Origin of the sequence: Kitasatospora sp. NPDC096204 (assembly GCF_044763205.1) — a bacterium.
Lineage (GTDB): Bacteria > Actinomycetota > Actinomycetes > Streptomycetales > Streptomycetaceae > Kitasatospora.
Window position 1 is genome coordinate 100,967 of record NZ_JBIWFT010000002.1, and the last position, 23,864, is coordinate 124,830.

The 23,864-nt window shown below is 73.2% G+C and carries 23 protein-coding genes; 14 read left to right on the forward strand and 9 right to left on the reverse strand.

Annotated elements, in window-relative coordinates:
- Window positions 1–5 precede the first annotated feature (5 nt).
- Together ACIQ87_RS02220 and ACIQ87_RS02225 are read left to right on the forward strand one after the other, a co-directional pair.
- Entirely contained in the window at window positions 6–581 is a 576-nt protein-coding gene (locus tag ACIQ87_RS02220; RefSeq protein WP_402400241.1) for a GNAT family N-acetyltransferase, read from the forward strand.
- A 73-nt stretch (window positions 582–654) separates the two neighbouring features.
- On the forward strand, window positions 655–981 hold the full coding sequence (locus ACIQ87_RS02225) for a hypothetical protein (protein WP_402400244.1): 327 nt from the start codon (window positions 655–657) through the stop codon (window positions 979–981).
- Between the two features lie 150 nt (window positions 982–1,131).
- On the opposite strand, the gene ACIQ87_RS02230 is transcribed toward ACIQ87_RS02225, so the two are convergent.
- Window positions 1,132–1,443 carry an AzlD domain-containing protein gene (locus ACIQ87_RS02230; protein ID WP_402400247.1) on the reverse strand — a complete coding sequence of 104 codons (312 nt, stop codon included), beginning with the start codon at window positions 1,441–1,443 and terminating at the stop codon, window positions 1,132–1,134.
- A complete protein-coding gene (locus ACIQ87_RS02235) occupies window positions 1,440–2,177 on the reverse strand; it encodes an AzlC family ABC transporter permease (RefSeq protein WP_402400249.1) in 738 nt (245 codons plus the stop codon). The genes ACIQ87_RS02230 and ACIQ87_RS02235 overlap by 4 nt, the downstream gene beginning before the upstream one ends.
- A 159-nt stretch (window positions 2,178–2,336) precedes the next feature.
- On the opposite strand from ACIQ87_RS02235, the gene ACIQ87_RS02240 reads away from it, so the two are divergent.
- Complete coding sequence (locus ACIQ87_RS02240; RefSeq protein WP_402400903.1) at window positions 2,337–2,966, forward strand: helix-turn-helix domain-containing protein; 630 nt, start codon at window positions 2,337–2,339, stop codon at window positions 2,964–2,966.
- Between the two features lie 33 nt (window positions 2,967–2,999).
- On the opposite strand, the gene ACIQ87_RS02245 is transcribed toward ACIQ87_RS02240, so the two are convergent.
- Window positions 3,000–5,045 carry a cholesterol oxidase substrate-binding domain-containing protein gene (locus ACIQ87_RS02245; RefSeq protein ID WP_402400252.1) on the reverse strand — a complete coding sequence of 682 codons (2,046 nt, stop codon included), beginning with the start codon at window positions 5,043–5,045 and terminating at the stop codon, window positions 3,000–3,002.
- A 326-nt stretch (window positions 5,046–5,371) separates the two neighbouring features.
- Between ACIQ87_RS02245 and ACIQ87_RS02250 the strand changes: the two genes are divergently transcribed.
- Both ACIQ87_RS02250 and ACIQ87_RS02255 read left to right on the forward strand, forming a co-directional pair.
- On the forward strand, window positions 5,372–6,130 hold the full coding sequence (locus ACIQ87_RS02250; RefSeq protein WP_402400255.1) for a carbon-nitrogen hydrolase family protein: 759 nt from the start codon (window positions 5,372–5,374) through the stop codon (window positions 6,128–6,130).
- A gap of 175 nt (window positions 6,131–6,305) precedes the next feature.
- On the forward strand, window positions 6,306–7,712 hold the full coding sequence (locus tag ACIQ87_RS02255; RefSeq protein WP_402400257.1) for a class II fumarate hydratase: 1,407 nt from the start codon (window positions 6,306–6,308) through the stop codon (window positions 7,710–7,712).
- 91 nt (window positions 7,713–7,803) lie between these two features.
- On the opposite strand, the gene ACIQ87_RS02260 is transcribed toward ACIQ87_RS02255, so the two are convergent.
- Window positions 7,804–8,277, reverse strand: coding sequence for an SPW repeat protein (locus tag ACIQ87_RS02260; protein WP_402400260.1), 474 nt, complete (start codon window positions 8,275–8,277; stop codon window positions 7,804–7,806).
- A gap of 185 nt (window positions 8,278–8,462) precedes the next feature.
- Between ACIQ87_RS02260 and ACIQ87_RS02265 the strand changes: the two genes are divergently transcribed.
- Both ACIQ87_RS02265 and ACIQ87_RS02270 read left to right on the forward strand, forming a co-directional pair.
- Window positions 8,463–9,053 (forward strand): PadR family transcriptional regulator, encoded by a 591-nt coding sequence (locus ACIQ87_RS02265; protein WP_402400263.1) that lies wholly within the window; start codon window positions 8,463–8,465, stop codon window positions 9,051–9,053.
- An 84-nt stretch (window positions 9,054–9,137) separates the two neighbouring features.
- The gene (locus ACIQ87_RS02270; RefSeq protein ID WP_402400266.1) at window positions 9,138–10,838 is read left to right on the forward strand and encodes an acyl-CoA dehydrogenase family protein; all 1,701 of its coding nucleotides are present in this window, start codon (window positions 9,138–9,140) and stop codon (window positions 10,836–10,838) included.
- Window positions 10,839–10,986: 148 nt separating this feature from the next.
- Here the strand turns inward: ACIQ87_RS02270 and ACIQ87_RS02275 are convergent, their stop codons facing one another.
- Window positions 10,987–11,679, reverse strand: a complete 693-nt coding sequence (locus ACIQ87_RS02275) for a response regulator (RefSeq protein WP_402400269.1) — start codon at window positions 11,677–11,679, stop codon at window positions 10,987–10,989.
- Window positions 11,680–11,882: 203 nt separating this feature from the next.
- Here ACIQ87_RS02275 and ACIQ87_RS02280 point away from each other — a divergent pair, with 203 nt between their 5' ends.
- Window positions 11,883–13,976: a sensor histidine kinase gene (locus ACIQ87_RS02280; RefSeq protein WP_402400272.1), complete on the forward strand. Its 2,094-nt coding sequence runs from the start codon at window positions 11,883–11,885 to the stop codon at window positions 13,974–13,976.
- A gap of 92 nt (window positions 13,977–14,068) precedes the next feature.
- Here the strand turns inward: ACIQ87_RS02280 and ACIQ87_RS02285 are convergent, their stop codons facing one another.
- The 3 genes from ACIQ87_RS02285 to ACIQ87_RS02295 are packed head-to-tail and all read right to left on the reverse strand — an operon-like array spanning window position 14,069 to window position 15,549.
- Complete coding sequence (locus ACIQ87_RS02285) at window positions 14,069–14,737, reverse strand: hypothetical protein (protein ID WP_402400276.1); 669 nt, start codon at window positions 14,735–14,737, stop codon at window positions 14,069–14,071.
- 36 nt (window positions 14,738–14,773) lie between these two features.
- Window positions 14,774–15,184 carry a hypothetical protein gene (locus ACIQ87_RS02290; RefSeq protein WP_392872055.1) on the reverse strand — a complete coding sequence of 137 codons (411 nt, stop codon included), beginning with the start codon at window positions 15,182–15,184 and terminating at the stop codon, window positions 14,774–14,776.
- Window positions 15,181–15,549, reverse strand: coding sequence for a hypothetical protein (locus ACIQ87_RS02295; RefSeq protein ID WP_402400279.1), 369 nt, complete (start codon window positions 15,547–15,549; stop codon window positions 15,181–15,183). The genes ACIQ87_RS02290 and ACIQ87_RS02295 overlap by 4 nt, the downstream gene beginning before the upstream one ends.
- 306 nt (window positions 15,550–15,855) lie before the next feature.
- On the opposite strand from ACIQ87_RS02295, the gene ACIQ87_RS02300 reads away from it, so the two are divergent.
- The 5 genes from ACIQ87_RS02300 to fahA all read left to right on the forward strand — a co-directional run bounded on the left by ACIQ87_RS02300 (window position 15,856) and on the right by fahA (window position 22,162).
- Window positions 15,856–17,262, forward strand: coding sequence for a phosphoribosyltransferase family protein (locus tag ACIQ87_RS02300; protein ID WP_402400282.1), 1,407 nt, complete (start codon window positions 15,856–15,858; stop codon window positions 17,260–17,262).
- A 231-nt stretch (window positions 17,263–17,493) separates the two neighbouring features.
- A complete protein-coding gene (hppD, locus tag ACIQ87_RS02305) occupies window positions 17,494–18,708 on the forward strand; it encodes a 4-hydroxyphenylpyruvate dioxygenase (RefSeq protein WP_402400285.1) in 1,215 nt (404 codons plus the stop codon).
- A 51-nt stretch (window positions 18,709–18,759) separates the two neighbouring features.
- Complete coding sequence (locus tag ACIQ87_RS02310; RefSeq protein WP_402400289.1) at window positions 18,760–19,962, forward strand: homogentisate 1,2-dioxygenase; 1,203 nt, start codon at window positions 18,760–18,762, stop codon at window positions 19,960–19,962.
- Window positions 19,959–20,933: a hypothetical protein gene (locus ACIQ87_RS02315; protein ID WP_402400292.1), complete on the forward strand. Its 975-nt coding sequence runs from the start codon at window positions 19,959–19,961 to the stop codon at window positions 20,931–20,933. The genes ACIQ87_RS02310 and ACIQ87_RS02315 overlap by 4 nt, the downstream gene beginning before the upstream one ends.
- Window positions 20,930–22,162 (forward strand): fumarylacetoacetase, encoded by a 1,233-nt coding sequence (gene fahA / locus ACIQ87_RS02320; RefSeq protein ID WP_402400295.1) that lies wholly within the window; start codon window positions 20,930–20,932, stop codon window positions 22,160–22,162. Before ACIQ87_RS02315 ends, fahA begins: the two co-directional genes overlap by 4 nt.
- Before the next feature lie 171 nt (window positions 22,163–22,333).
- On the opposite strand, the gene ACIQ87_RS02325 is transcribed toward fahA, so the two are convergent.
- A complete protein-coding gene (locus ACIQ87_RS02325; protein WP_402400298.1) occupies window positions 22,334–23,104 on the reverse strand; it encodes an SDR family oxidoreductase in 771 nt (256 codons plus the stop codon).
- A 96-nt stretch (window positions 23,105–23,200) separates the two neighbouring features.
- Here ACIQ87_RS02325 and ACIQ87_RS02330 point away from each other — a divergent pair, with 96 nt between their 5' ends.
- Entirely contained in the window at window positions 23,201–23,854 is a 654-nt protein-coding gene (locus ACIQ87_RS02330) for a TetR/AcrR family transcriptional regulator (protein WP_402400300.1), read from the forward strand.
- The last annotated feature ends 10 nt before the right edge of the window (window positions 23,855–23,864 follow it).

Consider the following 23,864-nt stretch of genomic DNA (forward strand, 5'->3'; position numbering starts at 1 on the left):
GCGACATGTCCGACGACGCGTACGTGGTCAGCGAGCTGACGGCCGGGGAGCTGGACGGCTCGGCCGAGGAGCTCGCCGCACTGCTGGTGGAGACGGTGCACGCGGGCGCGTCGGTCGGGTTCCTCGCCCCGCTCGCGCCCGAGGAGGCCGCGGCGTGGTGGCGGGCGCTCGGCCCGGACGTCGCGGCCGGGCGCCTGGTGCTGTGGACCGCGCGGACCCGGGTCGGCGGGCGGCTCGCCGGCACCGTGCAGCTGCGGCCGGCCACCACCGCGAACGGCCGGCACCGGGGCGAGGTGGCCAAGCTGATGGTGCACCCGGCCGACCGGGGGCAGCGACTGGCCGGACGGCTGCTGGCGGCCCTGGAGGCGCGGGCGGTGGCGCTGGGCATCCGGCTGCTGGTGCTGGACACCGAGACCGGCAGCCCGGCCGAGCGGCTATACGAGGGGGCCGGCTGGAGCCGGGTGGGTTCGGTGCCGGACTTCGCGGCCGACCCGGCGGGTACGCTCCGGCCGACCACCATCTTCTTCAAGTCGCCGACGGACCGGGCGGCGGTGACGGACCGGGCCGCGGTGACGGGCTGACGCGCTGACGGGCCGGGCGGCCGAAGTGGCGGCCGGCGGGGCACAACGGATCGGAACGGAGCGGGGGCAGGACATGGCACGTTGGGCGCTGGTCGTGGAGGAGACGGTCGGCAGCGGGCACGACCGGACCTGGGGCAGCAAGGTGCTGGCCGAGGTCGAGGGCAGCCGGGAGGAGGCCGTCGAGGAGCTGAAGCGGCTCGTCCCCTCCTACACGCCGCAGCACCCGTTCAACAGCCGGCGCCGGACGCTGCTCCGCGACGGGGACGCCTACCTGCTGATCTCGCAGGGGAGCATGCGCGACTACCACTGCGTGTTCAAGGTGTGGGAGCTGCTCTGGGACAGCAAGCGGCCGGAGGTCCAGGGGGAGCGCCTGGCCGAGGGCGCCGGGGAGGGGCAGTGACCGGTGGCCGGCGACGGGCGGACGGATGAGGGCGGACGAACGGCGGCGGACAGGTGACGGCGAACAGATGACAGCGAACAGATAGCAGCCGACAGATTTCAGCTGACAGATTTCAAACTCTGTCAGCTGAAATCTGTCACCCGTCCGCCGTCACCCCACCCCGCACAGCCGCAGCACCGCCGTCGTCGCCGCACCCGCGACGACCACCGCCGGGAACGGCGCCCGGCGCAGCGCGAGCACCCCCGCGACCAACACGCCCGCCGGGCGGGCCCATCCCGCGAAGCCGTGCCCCTGGGTCAGCGCACCGGTCGCGACCAGGGCCACCAGCAGCACCGCCGCAGCGACCGCCAGCAGGTGCCGCAGTCGCTCCGAGAGGGCGAGCCGGTCGGCGAGCAGCGGCCCGGCCAGCCGGTAGGCGTACGTTCCGGCCGCCAGCAGCAGGATCGCGTACAGCGGCATCATCGGACCGCCTCCTTCTTCCCGTTCACCGCGCCCACGCCGTCCGCCGCCTTCCGGTCCGCCTCCCCTGCCGCCGGCCGTCCGGCGAACAGCAGTCCGACGAGGGCGAGCAGCACCGGCAGCCCGGCCGGGACGAACGGCGTGGCCGCCACCGCGACCACCGCGCCCACCAGCGCCGCCGTACGGGTGCGGCGGTCCTCGAGCGAGGGCAGGACGAGTGCGAGCAGCACCGCGGGGAAGGCCGCGTCCAGGCCGAGCACGTCCGTGTCGCCGATCAGCCCGCCCGCGAGCGCTCCGAGCAGCACGGAGACGTTCCAGATCACGAACAGCGCGATCCCGCAGAGCCAGTAGACGGCCCGGCGCCGACGCGGTTCGTCCTGCTGCAGGGCGAAGGCGGCGGTCTCGTCGGTGAGCAGTTGCGCGCCCAGCAGGCGTCGCCACCACGGGCCGTCGAGCACACCGGCCACGGTGAAGCCGAAGGGCAGCAGCCGGGCGTTGAGGACCAGTCCGGTGGCGACCGCGGCGAGGGCGCCGCCGCCGGAGAGCACCACGCCGACCGCCGCGAACTGGGAGCCGCCGGCGAACACCAGGACGGAGAGGGCGACGGGCACCCAGAGGGGCAGGCCACCGGAGACGCTGATCGCGCCGAAGGAGGCGCCGACGAGGGCGTCGGCCAGACAGACCAGAGCGACGTCCCGAAGGGTGGCACGCTCCAGTGTTCGGATTAGCGAACGCATGTTCATTAGAGTGAACCGCACCGGCATCGTTCGTCAAGGCGAACAGGTAGACCGATCGGGCGAACGATGGTCGACTCGGCCGACCGTGGCAGCATGAACGGCGGCATCAGCCGCACCGGGAGCCGTGGAAGGGGCCAGGAGGAAGCGTGAGTGGCGAGCATGAGTGACCAGACCACCCCGGCCACGAGCCCCGGAGGGCCCGGCAGCACGGGCGGCCCCAGCGGCCCCAGCGGCACCAGCGGCGTCGAGCTGATCGGCCAGATCGCCGCCTCGATCCGGCGCGAGCGCGAGCGCAGCGGCCTGTCGATGGCCGAGCTGGCCCGGCGCGCGGGCATCGCCAAGTCCACGCTGTCCCAGCTGGAGTCGGGCTCGGGCAACCCCAGCGTGGAGACGCTGTGGGCGCTCGGGGTCGCGCTGAACGTGCCGTTCAGCCGGCTCGTCGACCCGCCGCGCCCGGCCGTCAAGGTGATCCGGGCCGGCGAGGGCCCGGTGACCCACTCCGAGCGCGCCGACTACGCCGCCACCGTGCTCTCCTCCTGCCCGCCCAACGCCCGGCGCGACATCTACCGGATCGAGGCGCAGCCGGGCGAGACCAGGGCCTCCGACCCGCACATGCCCGGCACCGTCGAGCACGTGATGATCGGCGCCGGGCGGGCGCTGGTCGGGCCGACCGAGGCGCCGGTCGAGCTGGGCCCGGGCGACTACGTGAGCTACCCGGGCGACGCTCCGCACGTGTTCCGCGCGCTGGCTCCCGACACCCTCGCGGTGATCGTCATGGAGCACATCTGACGCTCCGTCAATACCGCGAGGGGATGCAGGAGGCTACTTCAACAGGCCGTCCAGGAAGGGGTTTCCGAACACCCGGTGCGGGTCGTGGCGGTCCAGCACGGCGACCGCCTCGTCCCAGCCCGGCCCGCCGCCCGCCCGCAGGCTGTCGGGGATGACCCGGCCGAGCAGGTCGGGATCGGACCAGGCGGCTTCGTCGGTGTACGCCCACCCCTTGGACCACTCGACCCGCAGGCCCGCCCTGGCGCCGTCGAAGGTGCGCAGCAGCCACTGCTCCAACTCCCGGGCGAAGCGCTCCAGTCCGGGCGTGCCGGGGAAGGCCAGGACGTCCAGCCAGATCGCCGTGTCCCAGTCCGGCCGGTCGGCGCGCGGGCGCAGCGCGGACAGCAGCGGGGGCCGGGCGCCGGGGACGCCGGAGGAGGACGGGTCGTCCAGGCCGGTGACCCGGATCTCCACCGCGCCGTTCACCGGGAACTCGCCCCGGGCCTGGTAGGAGGCGAGCAACTCCCGGTAGTGGGCGGCGAATTCGCTGACGGCCCACTGGAGGTCGGCGCGCTTGACGAGGATCGCGTACCCGTTGGCGGTGACCCGCAGGGTGGTCGGGCGGACGTACTGGAGCAGGGTGCGCGAGGGGCCCCAGAGGTCGGAGCGCAGTCCGCCCGCGAGCAGGTGGGTGAGCACCTCGCCGCTCAGCAGTTGGCGCAGCAGGTCGCCGGAGAGCAGGACGTCCGTGATGTCGCCGATGAGCGCGACCTTCGCGACCAGGTACTGGAGTTGGCCGAACAGCGGGGCCGAGGCCCAGGCGCCGGTGACGATCTCGCCGGCGAGTCGGGCGACCGGTTCCGGGATGCTGTCCGAGAAGGGGTAGTTGTACGGGTGGTCGACGGACAGCGAGGCAAGCGGCTTCGTCGGGGTGACGGTCCAGGTCTTGAGCCACGGGTACTCGGTGTAGGCGAACCAGATCGCCTCGACCCGTCCGTCGCGTTCCACGAAGTCGGCGAGGGTGCGCGGGCCTCCCCCGGTGCCGAGGACTCCGCCCAGCACGCCGCCGACGACTCCGCCGAGCACACCCCCGAGCCCACCGCCCTCGCCGCCCCCGGCGCCACTCCCCGCGCCGCTCCCGGCTCCGGCCCCGGCCCCGGAGCCGGCTCCCGTTCCGGCGACCGGGCGGGCGAAGAGCTCGCTCGCCGGGATGTCGAGCCGGCTGACGCAGCGCAGCGGTCGGTCGGCGCCGGCCCGCAGCACCACCTCGGTGAGGAAGGCGCGGCCCAGGTGCACCAGGAAGGCGGCGCTGTCGGCCTCGGAGCGGTCGAAGGTGCGCAGCGTGTAGCGGTCGGTGGCCGGGTCGAGGACGACGGCGGTGAGCCGGACGACCTGGTTGCTGACCGAGCCGTAGCCGTGGCCCTGCGGCCGTACCTCCCCGGCGGCCGGGGCGGCGGTGCCGTGGCCGCCGATGGCGAGCACGCCTCCGACGGTGAGCTCGCCGGGGGCCGGGCACGCGGTCAGGCCGAGGCCTCGCCCGGCCAGGTGGGCGAGCAGTGCCTCCATGGTGGCGCCGGTCTGCACCCGGACGGTGTCGGCCGAGCCGGCACCGATGGCGGTGAGGTACCGGCTGGTGTCGACGAGCAGGACCCGGGCGCTCTCCGGGGTCCCGGCGGCGACGGTGAGCGGCGCCCAGGTGTGCCGGTAGCCGGAGGCGCGCAGCCGCCAGCCGTTGGCGTGCGCCCAGTCGGCCAGCGCCGGGACCTCCTCGGGGGTGCGGGGCGCGCAGGTCCACAGCTGGTCGGTGTGGATCTCGCCGGACCAGTTCTGGAAGACCCGCTGGTAGAGCTCGGTGCCGGTGGGCAGTCCGGGCGGTACGGGCGCGGCCGCCTCGGCGCTGTCGGGTCCGACGGTGCCGCGCAGCAGCCACGCCGCGCCGCCGAGCGCCGCCGACGCACCCAGCAGCTGCCGACGGGTGAGGCCCCCATGGGTGCTCTTCGAGGGCCTCACCGGTGCGTCCGTCCGGGCGTTCATCGGGATCATCCCCTCCGGTGTCGCCCCGCCGCCCGTTCCGCCCGTCGGGCCGTGTCCTGTGGTCATCCGCGTCTCCGCCCCCTCGTGCTGGTCCCCGGGCCGAGCTGCTCCGATCCGGGTCCGGCCGGAGTCCGCCCGGCCCGGTTCGGAGCGTATGAAGGGGCGCACGGCAGTTTGAAGCGCCTGACCGCGATCTCACTCCTTCGAGTGAGATCGGCCCGATCGACCCCAGTCGGCCCGTTTGACCTGCCCACTCCTCCCCGGGCACGGTTGCCCGCCCGCTCGGCGGGCGCATAGGTTGATCACGATCACCCCACCCGCTCGCCGGAGGCTCCGCCATGCCCTCGTCCGCGAACTCTTCCGTGCCCGCGCGTCCCGAGCCCGCACACCCCGTGCCCGCGCGTCCCGTCCCCGGAGCGCCGGCCGGCCCCGGAGCGCTGACCGTCGCCGTCGCCCAGCCCGTCTGCGCCGCCGCCGGCCGTCCGGACACCGTGTCCGAGAACGTCGCCCGGCACGCCGAGGCGGTGCGCGAGGCGGGCACCCGGCTGGTGGTGTTCCCCGAGCTGTCGCTGACGGGCTACGACCTGGCCGCGCCGGCCGTCGACCCGGCGGACGCCCGGCTCGCGCCGCTGGTGGCGGCCTGCGCCGCGACCGGCGCCGTCGCCCTGGTCGGGGCGCCGGTCCTCGAGGCCGACGGGCGCGAGTCCATCGCCACGCTGGCGGTCACCGGGACTGGCGCCGAGGTCGTCTACCGGAAGACGCGCCTGCACGGTGCCGAGGTGGAACGCTTCGCCCCCGGCGAGAAGCCCGTCGTCCTGGAGCTGGACGGCCTGCGGCTCGGCCTCGCCGTCTGCGCGGACGCCGCCGACCCGGCGCACGCCGAGGAAACCGCCGCGCTCGGCATCGACGCCTACGTCGCCTCCACCCTCTACGGGCCCGGCGCCGCCCAGGCCGAGCGCCGGGACGGCCACTTCCGCGACCGGGCCGCCGCCCACGGGGTGTGGTGCGTGCTCGCGACCTGTGCCGGAGCCACCGGCGAGTACCCGGACAGCTCGGGCGGCTCCGGTGTCTGGGCCCCGGGCGGAGACCTCGTCGTCCAGGCCGGCACCGCCCCGGGCGAGCTGGTCCGCGCCGAGCTGCCCAGGCAGTAGGCCTCGGAGATAGGCCCCTCGTCGACCTGCTCCCCGATGGGCGCCGGGCCCGGAACCGGATCCCCCGACCGGAAGAACCCGGGCCCGGGCGGAAATACCCGGGCCCCGCTCGCGGCTGTGGTGACCGAAGATCCGTTCCGGGCCGCTCCGGCCCGTACAGGAGGTGCAGCGCGCGATGAGTGGCGAGCAGGCGAAGCCGCAGGAGTACCGGATCGAGCACGACTCGATGGGCGAGGTCCGGGTGCCGGCCGACGCGAAGTGGCAGGCGCAGACGCAGCGGGCGGTGGAGAACTTCCCGGTGTCCGGTCAGCGGCTGGAGCGGGCGCACATCGCCGCGCTGGCCCGGATCAAGGCCGCCGCGGCCCGGGTGAACGCCCGGCTCGGGGTGCTGGACGAGGAGACGGCGGAGGCGATCGCGGCGGCCGCCGAGGAGGTCGCGGAGGGGCGCTGGGACGACCAGTTCCCGGTGGACGTGTTCCAGACCGGCTCGGGCACCTCCTCCAACATGAACACCAACGAGGTGATCGCCACCCTGGCCGGGGAGCGGCTGGGCCGGCCGGTCCACCCGAACGACCACGTCAACGCCAGCCAGTCGTCCAACGACGTCTTCCCCTCCTCGATCCACATCGCCGCCACCGCCGCCGTCACCCACGACCTGGTCCCGGCACTGGAGCACCTCGCGGAGGCGCTTGAGCGCAAGGCCACCGAGTTCGCCGGGGTGGTCAAGTCGGGCCGCACGCACCTGATGGACGCCACGCCCGTCACGCTCGGCCAGGAGTTCGGCGGCTACGCGGCGCAGGTGCGCAACGGGCGGGAGCGACTGCTGGCCTCCCTCCCCCGGGTGGCCGAACTCCCACTCGGCGGAACGGCGGTGGGCACCGGCATCAACACCCCGCCCGGCTTCCCCGCGGCCGTCATCGCGGAGGTCGCCCGCGCCACCGGCCTGCCGCTGACCGAGGCGCGCAACCACTTCGAGGCGCAGGGCGCGCGGGACGCCCTGGTCGAGCTGAGCGGTCAACTGCGCACGGTGGCGGTCGGGTTCACGAAGATCGCGAACGACCTGCGGTGGATGGGCTCCGGGCCGCGCACCGGGCTCGGCGAGATCAACCTGCCGGATCTCCAGCCGGGTTCGTCGATCATGCCGGGCAAGGTGAACCCGGTGCTGCCCGAGGTGGTGCTGATGGTCGCCGCCCAGGTGGTGGGCAACGACGCGACGGTCACGCTGGCGGGCGCCAGCGGCAACTTCGAGCTGAACGTGATGCTCCCGGTGATCGCCCGCAACGTGCTGGAGTCGGTGCGGCTGCTCGCCAACAGCGCCCGGCTGCTGGCCGACCGGACGGTGGACGGGGTCACCGCCAACGTCGAACGGGCCCGGGAGTACGCGGAGTCCTCGCCCTCGGTGGTGACCCCACTGAACCGCTACATCGGGTACGAGGAGGCGGCGAAGGTCGCCAAGCAGGCGCTGGCCGAGCGCAAGACGATCCGTCAGGTGGTGCTGGAGCGCGGCTACGTCGAACAGGGCAGGCTCACCGGGGAGCAGCTGGACGAGGCGCTGGACGTACTGCGGATGACGCACCCGTAACGGGGTCGGGCCGCGCCGCCTGCCGGGACGCGCGCCGGGGCGCGGCGGGCGGTTGCGCCCTCCGCGCCCCGGTCACGGGCTGCGGGGAGGATCAGCCCTTGGCGCGGCCGGCCCGGCCGCGCCGCATCGATGCTCCGTTCGACGTCATGGTCGCCATCGAGATCGCCGCGAGGCCGAGCAGGAACATCACGGCGCCCGCGATGATGCAGGTCACGATGTTCTTGCCGTGCGCGACGGACCCGGAGACGACCCACGGGGAGATGATCGTCCAGACACCGAGCGCGGCGGCCGCCCAGGCCCGCGCGTGGGTGCGTTCGTAGGCCGATCCGTAGCCGGCCATGAGGGCCGTGTAGGCCAGACCCACGATCAGGCAGGTCACGGTCAGGGTGTTGTACGCGGTGAAGCCGACGATCCATGGCGATGCCGCCAGGAAGAGACCGGCCAGAACGGCCAGGGCTTCGATGCCCTGGGCACGGGGGGTCGAAGTGGCCCGCTCGTAGCGTTCGCGGAGTTCGACGATGTCCGGATGGTGCTCCATGCCCGTCGTCGGGATATGGGTTGCCACCGATACCACCTCCTGTGGTCGGAACCGGTAAGGCGCTTGCCCCGTACCCATTCTGGCCCTTATCCACCGTTTTGCACCCGATGGTCTGGAATGGTGGGTAACCATCCGATCACGTCGGTGACCTGCGTCTCAACCGTCCGGGCCGCCATTGCCTATGCAACTCGTTGCATAGCAGGATGCGGGCCATGGCACTGGAGCACGCGATCCTCGTCTCGCTGCTGGAGCAGCCCGGTTCCGGCTACGAGCTGGCCCGACGCTTCGACCGCTCGATCGGACGCTTCTGGACCGCCACCCACCAGCAGATCTACCGGGTGCTGCGGCGGATGGAGGCGGACGGCTGGGTGGCCGCGCAGGAGGTCACCCAGGACGGGCGCCCGGACAAGAAGGTCTACTCGGCGGCCGAGGCGGGACGCGCCGCCCTGGCCGGCTGGCTGCGTGAGCCCGTCGAGCCGGAGACCGTCCGGCACGAGCTCGCGGTCAAGATCCGGGCCGCCGCCTTCGACGACCCTGCCGCGCTGCTCTCCGAGGTCGAACGCCACCGCGAGAGCCACGCCGCCCTGCTCGCCCGCTACCTGCACGGCGAGCAGCGGGACTTCCCCGACACCACCGCACTCGACGCCCGTGAGCAGCTCCAGCACGTGGTGCTGCGCGGCGGCATCGAGTACGAGCGGATGACCCTCGCCTGGCTCGACGACGTGCTCGCCACCCTGCGCCGCCTCGCCGCCGACCGGTCGGGCCAGTCGGACCGGTCGGGCCGGTCCGACCGACAGGTCTGACCGGCCTAACCGGCCGCCTCCCCTTCGCGCGCTCGACCTCTCACACCCTCGACCTCTCACACCCTCGACCCCGGGAGCCCCTCGATGCTCTTCAACCCGCGAAGCTACGACCCCGTACAGTTCGACGAGCCGACCCGCCGACTGCTGCGCGCGACGGTGGACTGGTTCGAGTCCCGCGGCAAGAAGGCGCTGATCGACACCTACATCGACCGCAGCTGGTACGCGGACTTCCTGGACTTCGCCGCGAAGGAGGGCCTGTTCGCGGAGTTCCTGACCCCCGCCGCAGCCGACTCCGACAAGCGCTGGGACACCGCGCGGATCGCCGAGCTCAACGAGATCCTCGGCTTCTACGGCCTCGGCTACTGGTACACCTGGCAGGTCACCATCCTGGGCCTCGGCCCGGTCTGGCAGAGCGAGAACGAGGCCGTCCGCGCCCGCGCCGCCAAGCTGCTCACCGACGGGCACGTGATGGCCTTCGGCCTCTCCGAGCGCACCCACGGCGCCGACATCTACTCCACCGACATGATCCTCACCCCGGACGGCGAGGGCGGCTTCACCGCGAGCGGCTCCAAGTACTACATCGGCAACGGCAACGTGGCCGGCCTGGTCTCGGTGTTCGGCCGCCGCTCGGACGTCGAGGGCCCGGAGGGCTACGTCTTCTTCGCCGCCGACAGCCGCCACGACGCGTACCACCTGGTCAAGAACGTGGTGAACGCGCAGATGTACGTCAGCGAGTTCCGCCTGGAGGACTACCCGGTGCGCGCCGAGGACGTGCTGCACACCGGCCAGGCCGCCTTCGACGCCGCGCTGAACACCGTCAACGTCGGCAAGTTCAACCTCTGCACCGCCTCGGTCGGCATCTGCGAGCACGCGATGTACGAGGCCGTCACGCACGCCCACAACCGGGTGCTGTACGGCAGGCGGGTCACCGACTTCCCGCACGTCAAGCGGGAGTTGACCGACGCGTACGTCCGCCTGGCGGCGATGAAGCTGTTCAGCGCGCGGGCCGTGGACTACTTCCGCAGCGCCTCTCCCGAGGACCGCCGCTACCTGCTGTTCAACCCGATGACCAAGATGAAGGTCACCACCGAGGGCGAGAAGGTCATCGACCTGATGTGGGACGTCATCGCGGCCAAGGGCTTCGAGGCGGACACCTACTTCGACAAGGCCGCGAAGGACATCCGCGGCCTGCCGAAGCTGGAGGGCACCGTCCACGTCAACCTGGCGCTGATCCTCAAGTTCATGGGCAACTACCTGTTCGCGCCCGCCGACTACGCCCCGGTGCCGACCCGCCTGGACGCCGCCGACGACGCCTTCCTGTTCCGGCAGGGCCCCGCCCGCGGCCTCGGCGCGATCCGGTTCCACGACTGGCGCACCGCCTACGACCGCCACGCCGAGCTGCCCAACGTCGCCCGCTTCCGCGAGCAGGCCGACGGCTTCTGCGAGTTGCTGCTCGAGAACGCGCCGAGCAAGGAGCAGCAGGCGGACCTGGACTTCCTGCTGGAGATCGGCCAGCTGTTCGCGCTGATCGTCTACGGGCAGCTGGTGCTGGAGCAGGCCGAGCTGACCGGCCTGGAGGCGGACGTCCTGGACCGGATCTTCGACGCGCTGGTCCGCGACTTCTCCGCGCACGCCACCGAGCTGCACGGCAAGGCCTCCGCCACCGAGGAGCAGGCCGCCTGGGCCCTGGCGAACGTGCGCCGCCCGGTCGCCGACCCGGCGCGGGACGCTCGGGTGTGGGCGCGGGTCGAGGCGCTCTCCGGCGCGTACGAGATGCAGCCGTAGGGCTGCGCGGCAGGACCCCGGGGGTGCCGGTCGGCGGGCCGGCACCCCCGGTTCATCCCTCCGGGGAGGACCGGCACCCCCGGTTCACCTCTCCCGGGAGGACCGGCTCCCCCGGTTCACCTCTCCCGGGAGGACCGCCTCCCCCGGTTCACCTCTCCGGGGAGGGCCGGCCGTCCCCGAGGCCCATGTCGCGGGCCCGGGCGACCGCCTCGGCGCGCGTCGCGACGTGCAGCTTCTCGAAGATGTGGGTGATGTGGTTGCGGACGGTCTTCTCCGCGACCACCAGCTCCCGGGCGATCCGCCGGTTGTCCAGCCCGCGCGCGACCAGGTCCAGCACCTCGGCCTCGCGGGCGGTGAGTTCGGGAAAGAGCTGTCCCGCCTCGCGCATCCTCGCCCCGGCCAGCAGGGCGGTGATCCGCCCGGCCACCTCGCCGCCGAACACCGCGCCGCCCGCCGCGACCGTCCGCACCGCGTGCAGCACCTCCTCCCGGCCCGCGCCCTTGACCAGGTAGCCGCGCGCGCCGGCCTGGAGGGCGCCGAGCAGGTTTCCGTCGTCGTCCGACATGGTCAGCATCAGCACCGGCGGTGGGGCCTCCTGGGCGGCGAGCTGCCGGACGGCCTCCAGTCCGGAGCCGTCGGGCAGCGAGAGGTCCATGATCACCACGGTCGGGCGGTGCCGGGCGACCGCCCGCGGGACGTCGGCGACCCGCTCGGCCTCGGCGACGACCGAGATGCCGTCCGCGCTCTCCAGGGCCGCCCTGAGGCCCTCCCGGAAGAGGGGGTGATCATCGACGATCAGTACACGGACGGTCCTTTCCGCACTGGGGTCCGGAGGTTCCACTGGCTGCTCCTCATCCACGCGGGCGACACTATCAGCGGCGATAGCGTGACTTTCCGTGACATGCTCGTGAACACCTCGGCGTGTCGGCCCACCTGCGCCAGGATCCGAGACCGGTGCCTCAGGCACCCGGGACACCGGGCCGCCGAGGCTTGGGTCCGCGGGACCGGCGCCCTGTCGACCGAGCCCGTCCAAGAGGTGGTGCCATGGCCACGGCGATCTCTCACCCGCACCGCACGCGGACCGAGCGGCAACTGACCGCTGCGGCGGTCGTCACGGCGGTCTGCTTCATCGTCGCGACGCTGTGGATCTGCTACGTGCTCGTGCACGTGGGCGATCCGGGCGTGTCCGTCCCCCGGGAGGCACTCCTCAACCTGCTCGCCATCCTTCCGGCCGCCGCCGCGGGCATGCTGCTGCACGCCCACCGCCCCGGCAGCCCGCTCGGCTGGGTCTTCCTGGTGTGGGCCTTGAGCTTCATCCTGACACTCGCCCCGACCGCACCGGCCTGGGTCGAGGTCACCACCCCTGGCCTCATCGGCGCCATCCTGGTCGTCGAAGTGATCGGCCTTTCGGTCAGCTCGACGATCATCTACGCGCTACCACTGTGGCTACCGGACGGTCGGCTGACGACACGGCGATGGTGGTGGTACATCGCGGCCGTCTCGCTGTACACGGTTCCGGACGCGGCCGCGCTGCTCGACCGTCCCCATTCCTTCGGGCGGCCGAATCCGCTGGCGGGCACTCCTCCGGCACGCTTCTTCAGCACCATGGCCGGCACCTGGACCGACCACGACCGGCTGATCAACGACTGCCTCCTCGGGTTCGTGGCGATCGTCCTGTTGACTCGAATGCTGCGACGTCGCAGCCGGGGCAACGACGCGGAAGTGACTCGCAGGCGCCGGTTCCGGGTGCTGGCGATGCTCGGAACGTATTCGCTCTTCGCTGCGACCGTGGCCCTGTACTCCCGGCTGTCGAGTGAGCACTTCTGGCTCACCTATGTGCTCTACGCCGTCGCGGGTCTGGTTTGGGCCGTCGTGAGCTTCCTGGTCGTGCGGCATCACGGCTGGCGGCTCGACAGGGCAGCCCGCAATGTACTGATCGGGCTATTGCTGGGCACAGGGGTCACCGGGCTGTTCGTGGTGGCCGCCGCCGTGCTGTCCGACTGGCTGGTCCCCGGCCACGGCGCGGCAGCCCTGGTGCTGATCGCCCTGGTGTACGCGCTCGGCGCGGCGCTTCCCCGTGCGGCGCGGGGAGCCGTCGCCCTGGTCGACCGGCTGTACTTCGGCGAGCGCGCACAGCCGTATCAGGTGCTGCGAACGCTCGCCGGGAGGTTGCGGCAGGTGGTCGATCCGGAGCACATTCCGGAGACACTGTGCTCGACGGTCGCCGAGGAACTGCGACTGCCCGGAGTCGCCCTCTCCGTCATCACCCAGTCCGGGTACCGCACCCTGGCCACAACCGGAAGACTGGGCGGGCTCAGCCAGGACTTCCTGCTGTTCCACAACGGGATGAAGATCGGCACATTGACCGTGGGACTGCGCTCCGGCGAGCAGCGACTGGACGCCAGCGACGTCGACATCCTGCGTTCGCTCGCCGACCAGGCCTCGCCGGCAGTCGCCTCACTGCGGCTCCAGGAGGACCTTCGAGCCAGCCGGGAACAGGTCGTCTCCGCGCGGGAGGAGGAACGGCGGTGGCTGAGGCGGGACATCCACGACGGGCTCGGGCCCGCCCTGGCCGGACTGCGACTGCAGGTGGACAACGCGGGCTCGGAGGCCGACGGCAGGCTCGCGGACACCCTGCACAGGGTGTCGGACGGCCTGGGGCTGGCGCTCAAGGACGTCCGCCGGATCACCGACCGGCTCGGGCCGGCACCGGTCTGCGAGTTCGGCCTGACGCGAGCGGTACGCCGACTCGCGGAGACCTTCACCGGGACCGGGCTGACCGTGACGGTGGAGCTGTCATCGGATCCACTGCCGGACCTGCCGGCGGCAGTCGAGAACGCGGCGTACCGCATCACGGCGGAGGCGCTCAACAACGTGGTGCGGCATGCCCGGGCGCGGACAGCGCGGGTGACGCTGCGGGTGGACGCGGAGGAACTGACACTGATCGTGCACGACGACGGCGTGGGGTACCAGGCCGAGCAGCGTCTGCGAACGGGTGGCGGCGGAGTCGGAATGCGGTCGATGGCGGAACGGGCGGCGGAGGTCGGCGGCCGGTGCACCGTCCGGTCGCTGCCGGAGGACGGGGGAACCCAGGTGGTGGCGGTACTGCCGTGCTCTCCGATGGCCAGGAACAGGTGAATGACAGATGGCAGATGACAGATAACAGATTTTGAAATCTGTCATCCGTCATCTGTCATCCGTCTCGACGACTGGCGGGTCGCCCTGTGCTCTCAACTCTGCGGATCGGCCTGCCCCAGGCGCGTGGGCCCGCCCTCCCGCTCCGGTCCCGCTCCGGCGCCGGGGGCGCCGACGCGGCCGAGAACGGCGGTGGCCGGTCCGCGGCTCCCGGCCCGCAGGCCGTACCGCTCGCCCGCCCTGGCATAGACCAGGTCGCCGGGGATCAGCGGTACTTCACCGAGTTCGCCGAGGAAGACGGCGGCCCCGGAGAGGAGCAGCAGGAAGGTGTCCGCCGAGCGGTCCGTGTACGGGCCGCAGGTGGTGCCCGGGTCGAGGCGGACGGTGCCCACGTCGACCTGGCGCCAGTTCCGGGCGGGCGCCGAGTCCGATCGCTGGGCCGGGATGGCGGCCCGGGCGGCGGGGTTGGGACGGACGGTGAGCACGGCGGTCGGTGTGCCGCGGAGGGCGGTGAGCCGGTAGGAGGTGCCGGGCCGGTGGTGCAGTGCCTCGCCCGGGGAGAGGATCCGGCCGGCCGCGAACAGCCGGCCGGAGAGCACCACGGTCACCGACTCGACGGACTCGTAGGGGAGTTGCTCGACCCGGACGCCCGGCGGCAGCGCCTCGACGGTGAGTCCGGCGCGGACGGCCGGCCGCTGCTCGGGGTCGATCAGCCGCTGGAACGCGGGCGCGGTGCGGGGAACGGCGGCGGGGACGAGTATCACGAGGGGTAGCCTCCGGACGAGGACTGGCGGGACCGGTCAGGGCCGGTCGCGGCGGGTGGCGCGGCGCCGGGCCAGGGCGGCCCGGGTGCCGGCGGAGTGCCGGGGTACGGCGAGGGTCAGGCAGAGCAGTTCCGCGCCGAGCGGCCCGGCTTCGAGGTGCAGGGCGCGGCCGCGGCGGGCCAGCAGCAGGTCTCCTTCGGAGGCCAGGTGCTCGGGCTCGTCGGAGAGTCGGCCGACGACGACGGCGCCGCGCAGCACGTGCAGGACGGTCTCGGTGTCGGGCCGGCCCGGGAGGACGTGGTGGGCGCCCGGGCTCAGGCGCAGGTGGTCGAAGGCCTCGCAGGCACTGGCGAGCATCGGGCTCCGGGCCAGGGAGCGGATCCGTACGCGCTCGCCGTTCGGGCCGATGAGGACCATCGCCGCGCCGGTGTCGGTGGTGACGATCACCTGGGGTCACCTCCTCGGGAGGGGAGCGGGACGGCGAGCAGGGCGTGGAAGAACTCCAACCCGGCCGTCCCGGCGGTCAGGACGGTCCGCGAGCCGAGCGGCAGCACGACCGCGGTGCCCTCGACCAGCGGCAGGCCGGCCTCGGCGCGCTCCGGGCGGTCCGGGTGCACGGCGCTCTCGGGCAGTTCGGCGAGCCCGGAGCCGGCGGTGACGTAGATCGCGTGCTCGATGCCGTCGGCGACCAGCTCGGCGCACCAGCCCGGGTCGAGCCGTTGCAGGCCGACGCCGCGCAGCGGTCCGGCGAGCAGGCGGCCGGGGTCGACGGCGCCTCGGCGGCGCAGGTCGGTGATGACGGTGCCCGACATGGCAGCCGCTCCTTCCGGTCACGGGCGGACTCTGTGGCCCGCCTCCGTGGTCCACCGTGCGCCGCCCACTGTCCCGGCCGCACGGGGGTGTCGTCCCGTCCGGCTCCCGACCCGATCCCGGACGGCTCCCGACGCGATCCCAGTCGGCTCCCGCCGCGATCCCGGCCGGAATCCCGGTTCGGATCCCGGCCCGATCCCGGCCGATCCCACCCTGGTTCCCGGCCCGCTCCGGGCCCCCGCCCATGACCCGCCCGTGACCGCCCCGAGCCGAGCGGAACGACGTACGGTGGAACCGGAGGCCGTGTCATGCACGTCACCGGAACCCACTTCACCCGCTTCGCCGACCGGACCGAGGCGGGCCGTCGGCTGGCCGCCCGCCTGGGCCACCTGGCCGGCCCTGACACCGTGGTCGTGGCGCTGCCGAGGGGCGGTGTGCCGGTGGCCGCCGAGGTCGCCGTGGCGCTCGGCGCTCCCCTGGACATCTGCGTGATCCGCAAGCTCGGCGTGCCGTACCAGCCCGAGCTCGGCATGGGGGCGATCGGCGAGGACGGGGTCCGGGTGCTGAACGACCAGGTCATCCGGTTCTCGTCGGTCACGGACGGGCAGCTGGCCGAGGTGGAGCGGCGTGAGCGCGCCGAGCTGGAGCGCCGCGCCCGTCGCTACCGGGGCGACCGGCCGCCCGCCGACCTGCGCGGACGCACGGTGGTCGTGGTGGACGACGGCATCGCCACCGGGTCCACCGCCCGGGCGGCTTGCCGGATCGTCCGCGAGCGCGGCGCGGGCCGGGTGGTGCTCGCGGTGCCCGTCGCGCCCGTGGACTGGGCCGAGCGGCTCGACGAGGTCGCCGACGAGCTGGTCTGCGTCGACACGCCGTCCCCGTTCTACGCGATCGGCGAGTTCTACGCCGACTTCTCGCAGACCGAGGACGAGGAGGTGCTGCGGCTGCTGGCCGCGGCCTCCGGCGACCGGCCCGCCGCCTCCGCCGGGGTCGACCGCGAACTGCTGCTGCCCGTCGCCGGGGCCCGCCTCGCGGGCCGGCTGACCGTCCCGGCCGGAGCGCGCGGGATCGTCCTGTTCGCGCACGGCAGCGGCAGCGGCCGGCACAGCCCGCGCAACCGGTACGTCGCCGAGTACCTGAACCGGACCGGGCTGGCCACGCTGCTGTTCGACCTGCTCACCGAGGCCGAGGAGCCCGACCGGCGGAACGTGTTCGACGTGGCACTGCTGGGCGGCCGGCTGACGGCCGTCGCCCGGCAGCTGGGCGCGGAGCGCGAGGGTACGGAACACGACGGCCCGGAACGCGACAGCCAGGAACGAGCCGGCCCGGGCGCCGCCGTACCCGAGACCCGGTCGCTGCCGCTCGGCCTGTTCGGTGCCAGCACCGGCGCCGCGGCCGCGCTGCACACCGCCGCCGAGCTGGGCCCGGCGGTGCGCGCCGTGGTCTCCCGGGGCGGTCGCCCCGACCTCGCCGGGCCCGACACCCTGGCCCGGGTCCGCGCCCCGACACTGCTCGTCGTGGGCTCCCTGGACCGGACCGTGCTCGACCTCAACCGGCAGGCCCGCAGCCGTCTGCGCTGCGAGACCGGGCTCGCGGTGGTGCCGCACGCGAGCCACCTGTTCGAGGAGCCGGGGACGCTGGACAGGGTCGCCGAGCTGGCCGCGGACTGGTTCCTCCGGCACCTCCCGCGCCCCGTCGGCCCCGGAAGTACGTGAACGCCCCATTGCACAGACTTCGGGCATCATCCCCGGTCAGTAGCACATTTTGCGCAGCCGGCAGCGGGATTTTCTGATCAGCTTGTACACATTGAGCAGTCAAAATCCGACCTGTTGCCCAAGGCCCCCGACAGTAGCAAGCTCTCCGCAACCACACCGCCCACCCGTTCGCGGTGCGGTCGCGATCCAGCGGAAGCCTCGACGGCGAGGCCCGAAGTGGAGGAACGAGCGATGACCCCGCAGACCCACGCCCTTGAGCTGACCCCCGAGGAGCGCGAGGCCGGTCTTGACGCCGACCAGCTGCGCCGCCTCGTCGGCCTCGTCGAGCACGACGCCGCCACCGACCCGTTCCCGGTGACCGCCCAGGACGCGGTCGTCTTCGTGGTCGGCAACGCCACCCAGACGGCCCAGTTCTACCAGGTCGTCTTCGGCATGGAGCTGGTCGCCTACTCCGGCCCGGAGACCGGCCGCCGGGACCGCAAGGCGTACGTGCTCCGCTCCGGCTCCTGCCGCTTCGTGATCAAGGGCGGCGTCCAGCCGGACAGCCCGCTGCTGGACCACCACCGCCGCCACGGCGACGGCGTCGTCGACCTCGCCCTGGAGGTCCCGGACGTCGACAAGTGCATCGAGCACGCCCGCGCGTCCGGCGCCACCGTCCTGGAGGAGCCGAACGACGTCTCGGACGAGAACGGCACCGTGCGCCGCGCGGCCATCGCCACCTACGGCGAGACCCGCCACACCCTGATCGACCGCTCCCGCTACCACGGCCCGTACCTGCCGGGCTACGTCGTCGCGGAGAGCCGGGTCACCCACCCGGAGGGCTCGCCCAAGCGCCTCTTCCAGGCCCTCGACCACGCCGTCGGCAACGTCGAGCTGGGCCGGATGGACGAGTGGGTGTCGTTCTACAACCGCGTCATGGGCTTCGTGAACATGGCCGAGTTCGTCGGCGACGACATCGCCACCGAGTACTCCGCGCTGATGTCCAAGGTCGTCGCCAGCGGCAACCACCGGGTGAAGTTCCCGCTCAACGAGCCGGCCATCGCCAAGAAGAAGTCCCAGATCGACGAGTACCTGGAGTTCTACACCGGCCCCGGCTGCCAGCACATGGCGCTCGCCACCAACGACATCCTCACCACCGTGGACGTGCTGCGGGCGCGCGGCGTGGAGTTCCTCAACACCCCGGACGCCTACTACGACGACCCGGAGCTGCGCGAGCGGATCGGCAAGGTCCGGGTGCCGATCGAGGAGCTGAAGAAGCGCGGCATCCTGGTCGACCGCGACGAGGACGGCTACCTGCTGCAGATCTTCACCAAGCCGATCGGCGACCGCCCCACCGTCTTCTACGAGTTCATCGAGCGGCACGGTTCGCTCGGCTTCGGCAAGGGCAACTTCAAGGCGCTCTTCGAGTCGATCGAGCGCGAGCAGGACCGCCGCGGCAACCTGTGAGCGTCTTGAGCGTCGGCGAGCTCTGACGAACGGTCGAGGAGGACCACGGAGATGGCGTACTACCGGCAGCTGGGCAGCATCCCGCCCAAGCGGCACACCCAGCACCGCACTCCCGAAGGCGGGCTCTACTACGAGGAGTTGATGGGTGAGGAGGGGTTCTCCTCGGACTCCTCGCTGCTCTACCACCGGGGCATCCCCTCGGCGGTGGTCAACGCGGTGCCCTGGGAGCTGCCGGACCAGTCCACGGTGCCCAACCACCCGCTCCTCCCCCGCCACTTCAAGCTGCACGAGCTGTTCGCGGACCAGGACTGGAAGTCCGCGGACGTCGTCGGCAGCCGCCGGCTGGTCCTCGGCAACGGCGACGTGCGGATCTCGTACGTCGCCGCCGGGGCCCCGAGCGAGCTCTACCGCAACGGGCTCGGCGACGAGTGCGTGTACGTGGAGTCCGGCTCCGGCACGGTCGAGACGGTGTTCGGCTCGATCGAGGTCGGCCAGGGCGACTACGTGATCATCCCGCGCGCCACCACCCACCGCTGGGTGCCGGCGGGCGACGAGCCGCTGCGCGCGTACTGCATCGAGGCGAACAGCCACATCACCCCGGTCAAGCGCTACCTGTCCAAGTACGGGCAGTTGCTGGAGCACGCGCCGTACTGCGAGCGGGACTTCCGCGGACCGGTCGGCCCGCTGGTCGTCGACGCCCCCGGGGACGTCGACGTGCTGGTCAAGCACCGCGGCCCGAACGGGGTCGCGGGCACCCGCTACACCGTGCCGCACCACCCGTTCGACGTGGTCGGCTGGGACGGCTGCCTGTACCCGTACGCCTTCAACATCAGGGACTTCGAGCCGATCACCGGCCGGATCCACCAGCCGCCGCCGGCCCACCAGGTCTTCGAGGGCAACGGCTTCGTGATCTGCAACTTCGTTCCGCGCAAGGTGGACTACCACCCGCTGGCGATCCCGGTGCCCTACTACCACGCCAACGTGGACAGCGACGAGGTCATGTTCTACTGCGGCGGCGACTACGCGGCCCGCAAGGGCTCCGGCATCGGCCAGGGCTCGATCTCGCTGCACCCGGGCGGGCACACCCACGGGCCGCAGCCGGGGGCGTACGAGCGCAGCATCGGCGCGGAGTTCTTCGACGAGCTGGCCGTCATGGTGGACACCTTCCGCCCGCTGGAGCTCGGCGAGGGCGGCCGGGCCGGCGAGGACGCCGACTACGCCTGGACCTGGGCCGGTCGGGGGCCGGGCCGATGAGCGCGCCGACCACGGGGGGCGCGCTGCCCGAACCGGTTCCCGCACCGGTTGCGACAGCGGTCCCCGAGCTGTTCCGCGGGCTGTTCGACGACGCGGCGGTGTTCCCCCCGGGGAACCTGCCGGTCGCCGAGGCGGTGCCCGCGCACCGGGCGCACCGCGCGGCCTGGTACGCCGAGGCGGTCGGACCGTTCCTCTGCGGGGCGGGCCGGCTGGGCGAACTGGCCGCGGCGGTCGCGGATACGGCTGCCGCGGTGGGCGCGCCCACCGCGGCAGCGGGGGGCACGGCGGGGGCTGACGACTCGGCGGCGGCGGGCGACCGGCCGCTCAAGGTCGGGCTGGTGCTGCCGGGGGGCAGCGCGGAGCTCGCCCCGGCGCTCGCCGCCGCCGCGTCGTTCGAGCTGGCCGGCGTCGAGCTGGCCACCCGGGACGCCACCGAGGCGGTGGCCGCGCTGGACCGGCTGCTGCCGCCGCACGTCCCGGCCGCCATCGAGCTGCCGCGCGAACTCCTGGGCGGGGACGGCCTGGACGCCGTCCTGGACGCGCTGGTGGACAGCCCGTACCGGGCGAAGTTCCGCACCGGTGGGCTGGTCGCCGAGGCGTTCCCGGACGAGGACGAGCTGGCCGCCTTCCTCGCCGGCTGCGCGCGGCGGGGGCTGCCGTACAAGTGCACGGCCGGGCTGCACAACGCCGTCCGACACACCGACCCGGAGACCGGCTTCGAGCACCACGGCTTCCTGAACGTGCTGCTGGCCGCGCAGGAGACCGACCGGGCCGCGGCCGCCGCGGTACTGGCGGAGCGCGACGGCGAGGCGCTGGCCAAGGCGGCGCTTGCGCTGACGGACCGTCAGATCACGGTGATCCGCAACTCGTTCACCGCGTTCGGCACGTGTAGCATCGCCGAGCCCCTGGGCGACCTGGCCGCGCTCGGCCTGCTGTCCTCGCCCAGTCCACTGCACCAGGAGGACCGTTGAGCACCACCCCCAGCAGCACCGGCAGCTGGCTCGCCGGCGCCCAGGACTCGCCGTTCGGCGTGCACAACCTGCCGTACGGCGTCTTCACCGCGGCCGACCGGCCCGGGCGGCGCCGGATCGGCGTGCGCGTCGGGGACTTCGTGCTGGACGCCGGGGCGGCCGCCCGGGCGGCCGGGGCGCCGTCGGCGCTGCTGGACGCCGACTCGCTCAACCCGCTGATGGCGGCGGGGCGTCCGGTCTGGACCCGGGTGCGGGCGGACCTCACCACCTGGCTCACGGACGAGTCCTTCCGTGAGGCGCTGTCGCCGGCGCTGCTGCCGGCCGACGAGGTGGAGTTGCACCTGCCGTTCGAGGTCGCCGACTACGTCGACTTCTACGCCTCGGAGCACCACGCCACCAACCTGGGCCGGATCTTCCGCCCGGGCTCGGAGCCGCTCACCCCCAACTGGAAGCACCTGCCGATCGGTTACCACGGGCGGGCGGGCACGGTCGTGGTCTCCGGTACGCCGGTGGTGCGGCCGCACGGGCAGCGCAAGGCGCCCGCCGACGCCGCACCGACCTTCGGGCCGTCGCGGCGGCTGGACATCGAGGCCGAGGTCGGCTTCGTCGTCGGCGCGCCGTCGGAGCTGGGCCGTCCGGTCGCACTGGGCGACTTCCGCGAGCACGTGTTCGGCGTCTGCCTGCTCAACGACTGGTCGGCGCGCGACATCCAGGCCTGGGAGTACGTGCCGCTCGGCCCGTTCCTCGGCAAGTCCTTCGCGACCTCGGTCTCGCCGTGGATCGTGCCGCTGGACGCGCTGGAGCACGCCCGGGTCACGCCGCCGGAGCGCGACGTCGAGCCGCTGCCGTACCTGGACGACCGGGGCGGCGAGCCGTGGGGCCTGGACCTGGCGATGGAGGTCCGGCTGAACGGGCACCCGGTCTCCCGGCCGCCGTTCGCCACCATGTACTGGACGGCGCAGCAGCAGTTGGCGCACATGACCGTCAACGGCGCTTCGCTGCGCACCGGCGACCTGTTCGCGTCGGGGACGGTCAGCGGTCCCGAGCGGGACACCCGGGGCGCGCTGATCGAGCTGACCTGGAACGGCGAGGAGCCGCTGAAGCTCCCGGACGGGACGACCCGCACGTTCCTGGAGGACGGCGACGAGGTGACCATCACCGCCACCGCGCCGGGGCCGGACGGCGCCGTGATCGGCTTCGGCGAGGTCACGGGGCGGGTCCGGGGCTGAGAGTCCGCGGGCTGCGGGGCCACCGGGTCACAGCTGACGGGCAACGGATAACGGATAACGGATAACAGCTGACAGATTTCATCATCTGTCAGCTGTCAGTCGTTCGCCCGTCTCCGACCGGACAGTCGGCCCGCCCCGCCCGCGGCCCGCCCCGTCGCGGGCCCGCCCCGCCTACAGCCGCGAGCCGCCGGTGGCGTCGACCACCCGCCCGGTCATCCACCGCGCGTCGTCCGAGGCGATGAACGCGACGATGTCCGCGATGTCCTCCGGTGCGCCGACCCGGCCGAGCGCGGCGAGCGAGGCCGCCTGCGCCCTCGCCTCCGGGTCGCGCAGCCAGTCCGCGTTGAGGTCGGTGTCGATGATCCCGGGCGCCACGGAGTTGACGGTGATCCCGCGCGGCCCGAGCTGCTGGGCGAGGTTGAGCGAGAAGGTGTCCAGCGCCCCCTTGGTGGCGCCGTAGGCCATGATCTCCGGCATGGCGAGCCGGGCCAGGCCGCTGGAGACGTTGATGATCCGCCCGCCGTCGCGCAGCCGCTCCAGCCCGTGCTTGACGATGAAGAAGGGCGCGCGGACGTTGACCGCGAAGACCTCGTCGAACTCCTCCTCGGTCAGGCCGGCGAGGTCGGAGCTGCGCCCGATCCCGGCGTTGTTCACGATGATGTCGACGCCCCCGGTGGGCGCGTGCTCGCCGATCCGCGCGTCGAAGGCCTCCCACAGCGCGACGGCGTCGCCGCGCCGTCCGAGCGCGGCGGGCAGCGCGAAGGCCCGCCCGCCGTCCGCGCGGATGCCCGCCACCACCTCCTCCGCCGCCGCCACGTCCCGGGCGTAGCCGACGGCGACGACGGCGCCGTCCCGCCCGAGCCGGCGGGCGATGGCCCGGCCGATCCCCCTGCTGGCGCCCGTGACCAGCGCCGTCCTGCCCTGAAGCCTGTCCTCGCCCATGTCGAGCCCCCTCTGCTGCCCCCGATAATTATTGAGCGACCGCTCAAGAAAGAAGCTAGCACACATTTCTTGAACGGGTGCTCTAAAATTCGGCGCATGACAGAGGAGCACACGGCGACAGCGGCGCCCGGAGGCGGGACGACCGGCCCCACACCACCCCCGCGGCGCGGCCGCCCGCCGGCCTTCGACCGCGCCGAGGCGCTCGCCGCGGCCACCCGGCTGTTCTGGCAGCTCGGCTACGAGGCCACCTCGGTCAGCGACCTCACCACCGCCATGGGCATCCGCCCCGGCAGCCTCTACGCGGCCTTCGGCGACAAGCGGTCGCTGTTCGAGGAGGTGGTCCGCCATTACGGGCTCTCCCCCGCCGGCGCGTTCGCGACCGTCGCCCTCGCGGAGGAACCCACCGCGTACGGCGCCTTCGCCCGCATCCTGCGCGAGGCCGCCGCCGTCTACGCCGACCCGTCGCATCCGGCGGGCTGCCTGGTGATCTCCGCGGCCACCAACGTCACCCCGCAGGACGCCGGCATCCAGGACCGGCTGCGCGAGCGGCGCAACGGGAACCTGCGGACCTTCGAGGAGCGGCTGCGCCGGGCGCGGCAGGACGGCGAACTGCCGCCCGAGGCCGACCCGAAGGCACTGGCCGGCTACTTCGGCGCGGTCCTGCAGGGCATGTCCCAGCAGGCCAGGGACGGCGCCACCGCCGCCGACCTGACCCGCACCGCCGAACTCGCCCTGCGCGCCTGGCCCTGAGCCGCGACCG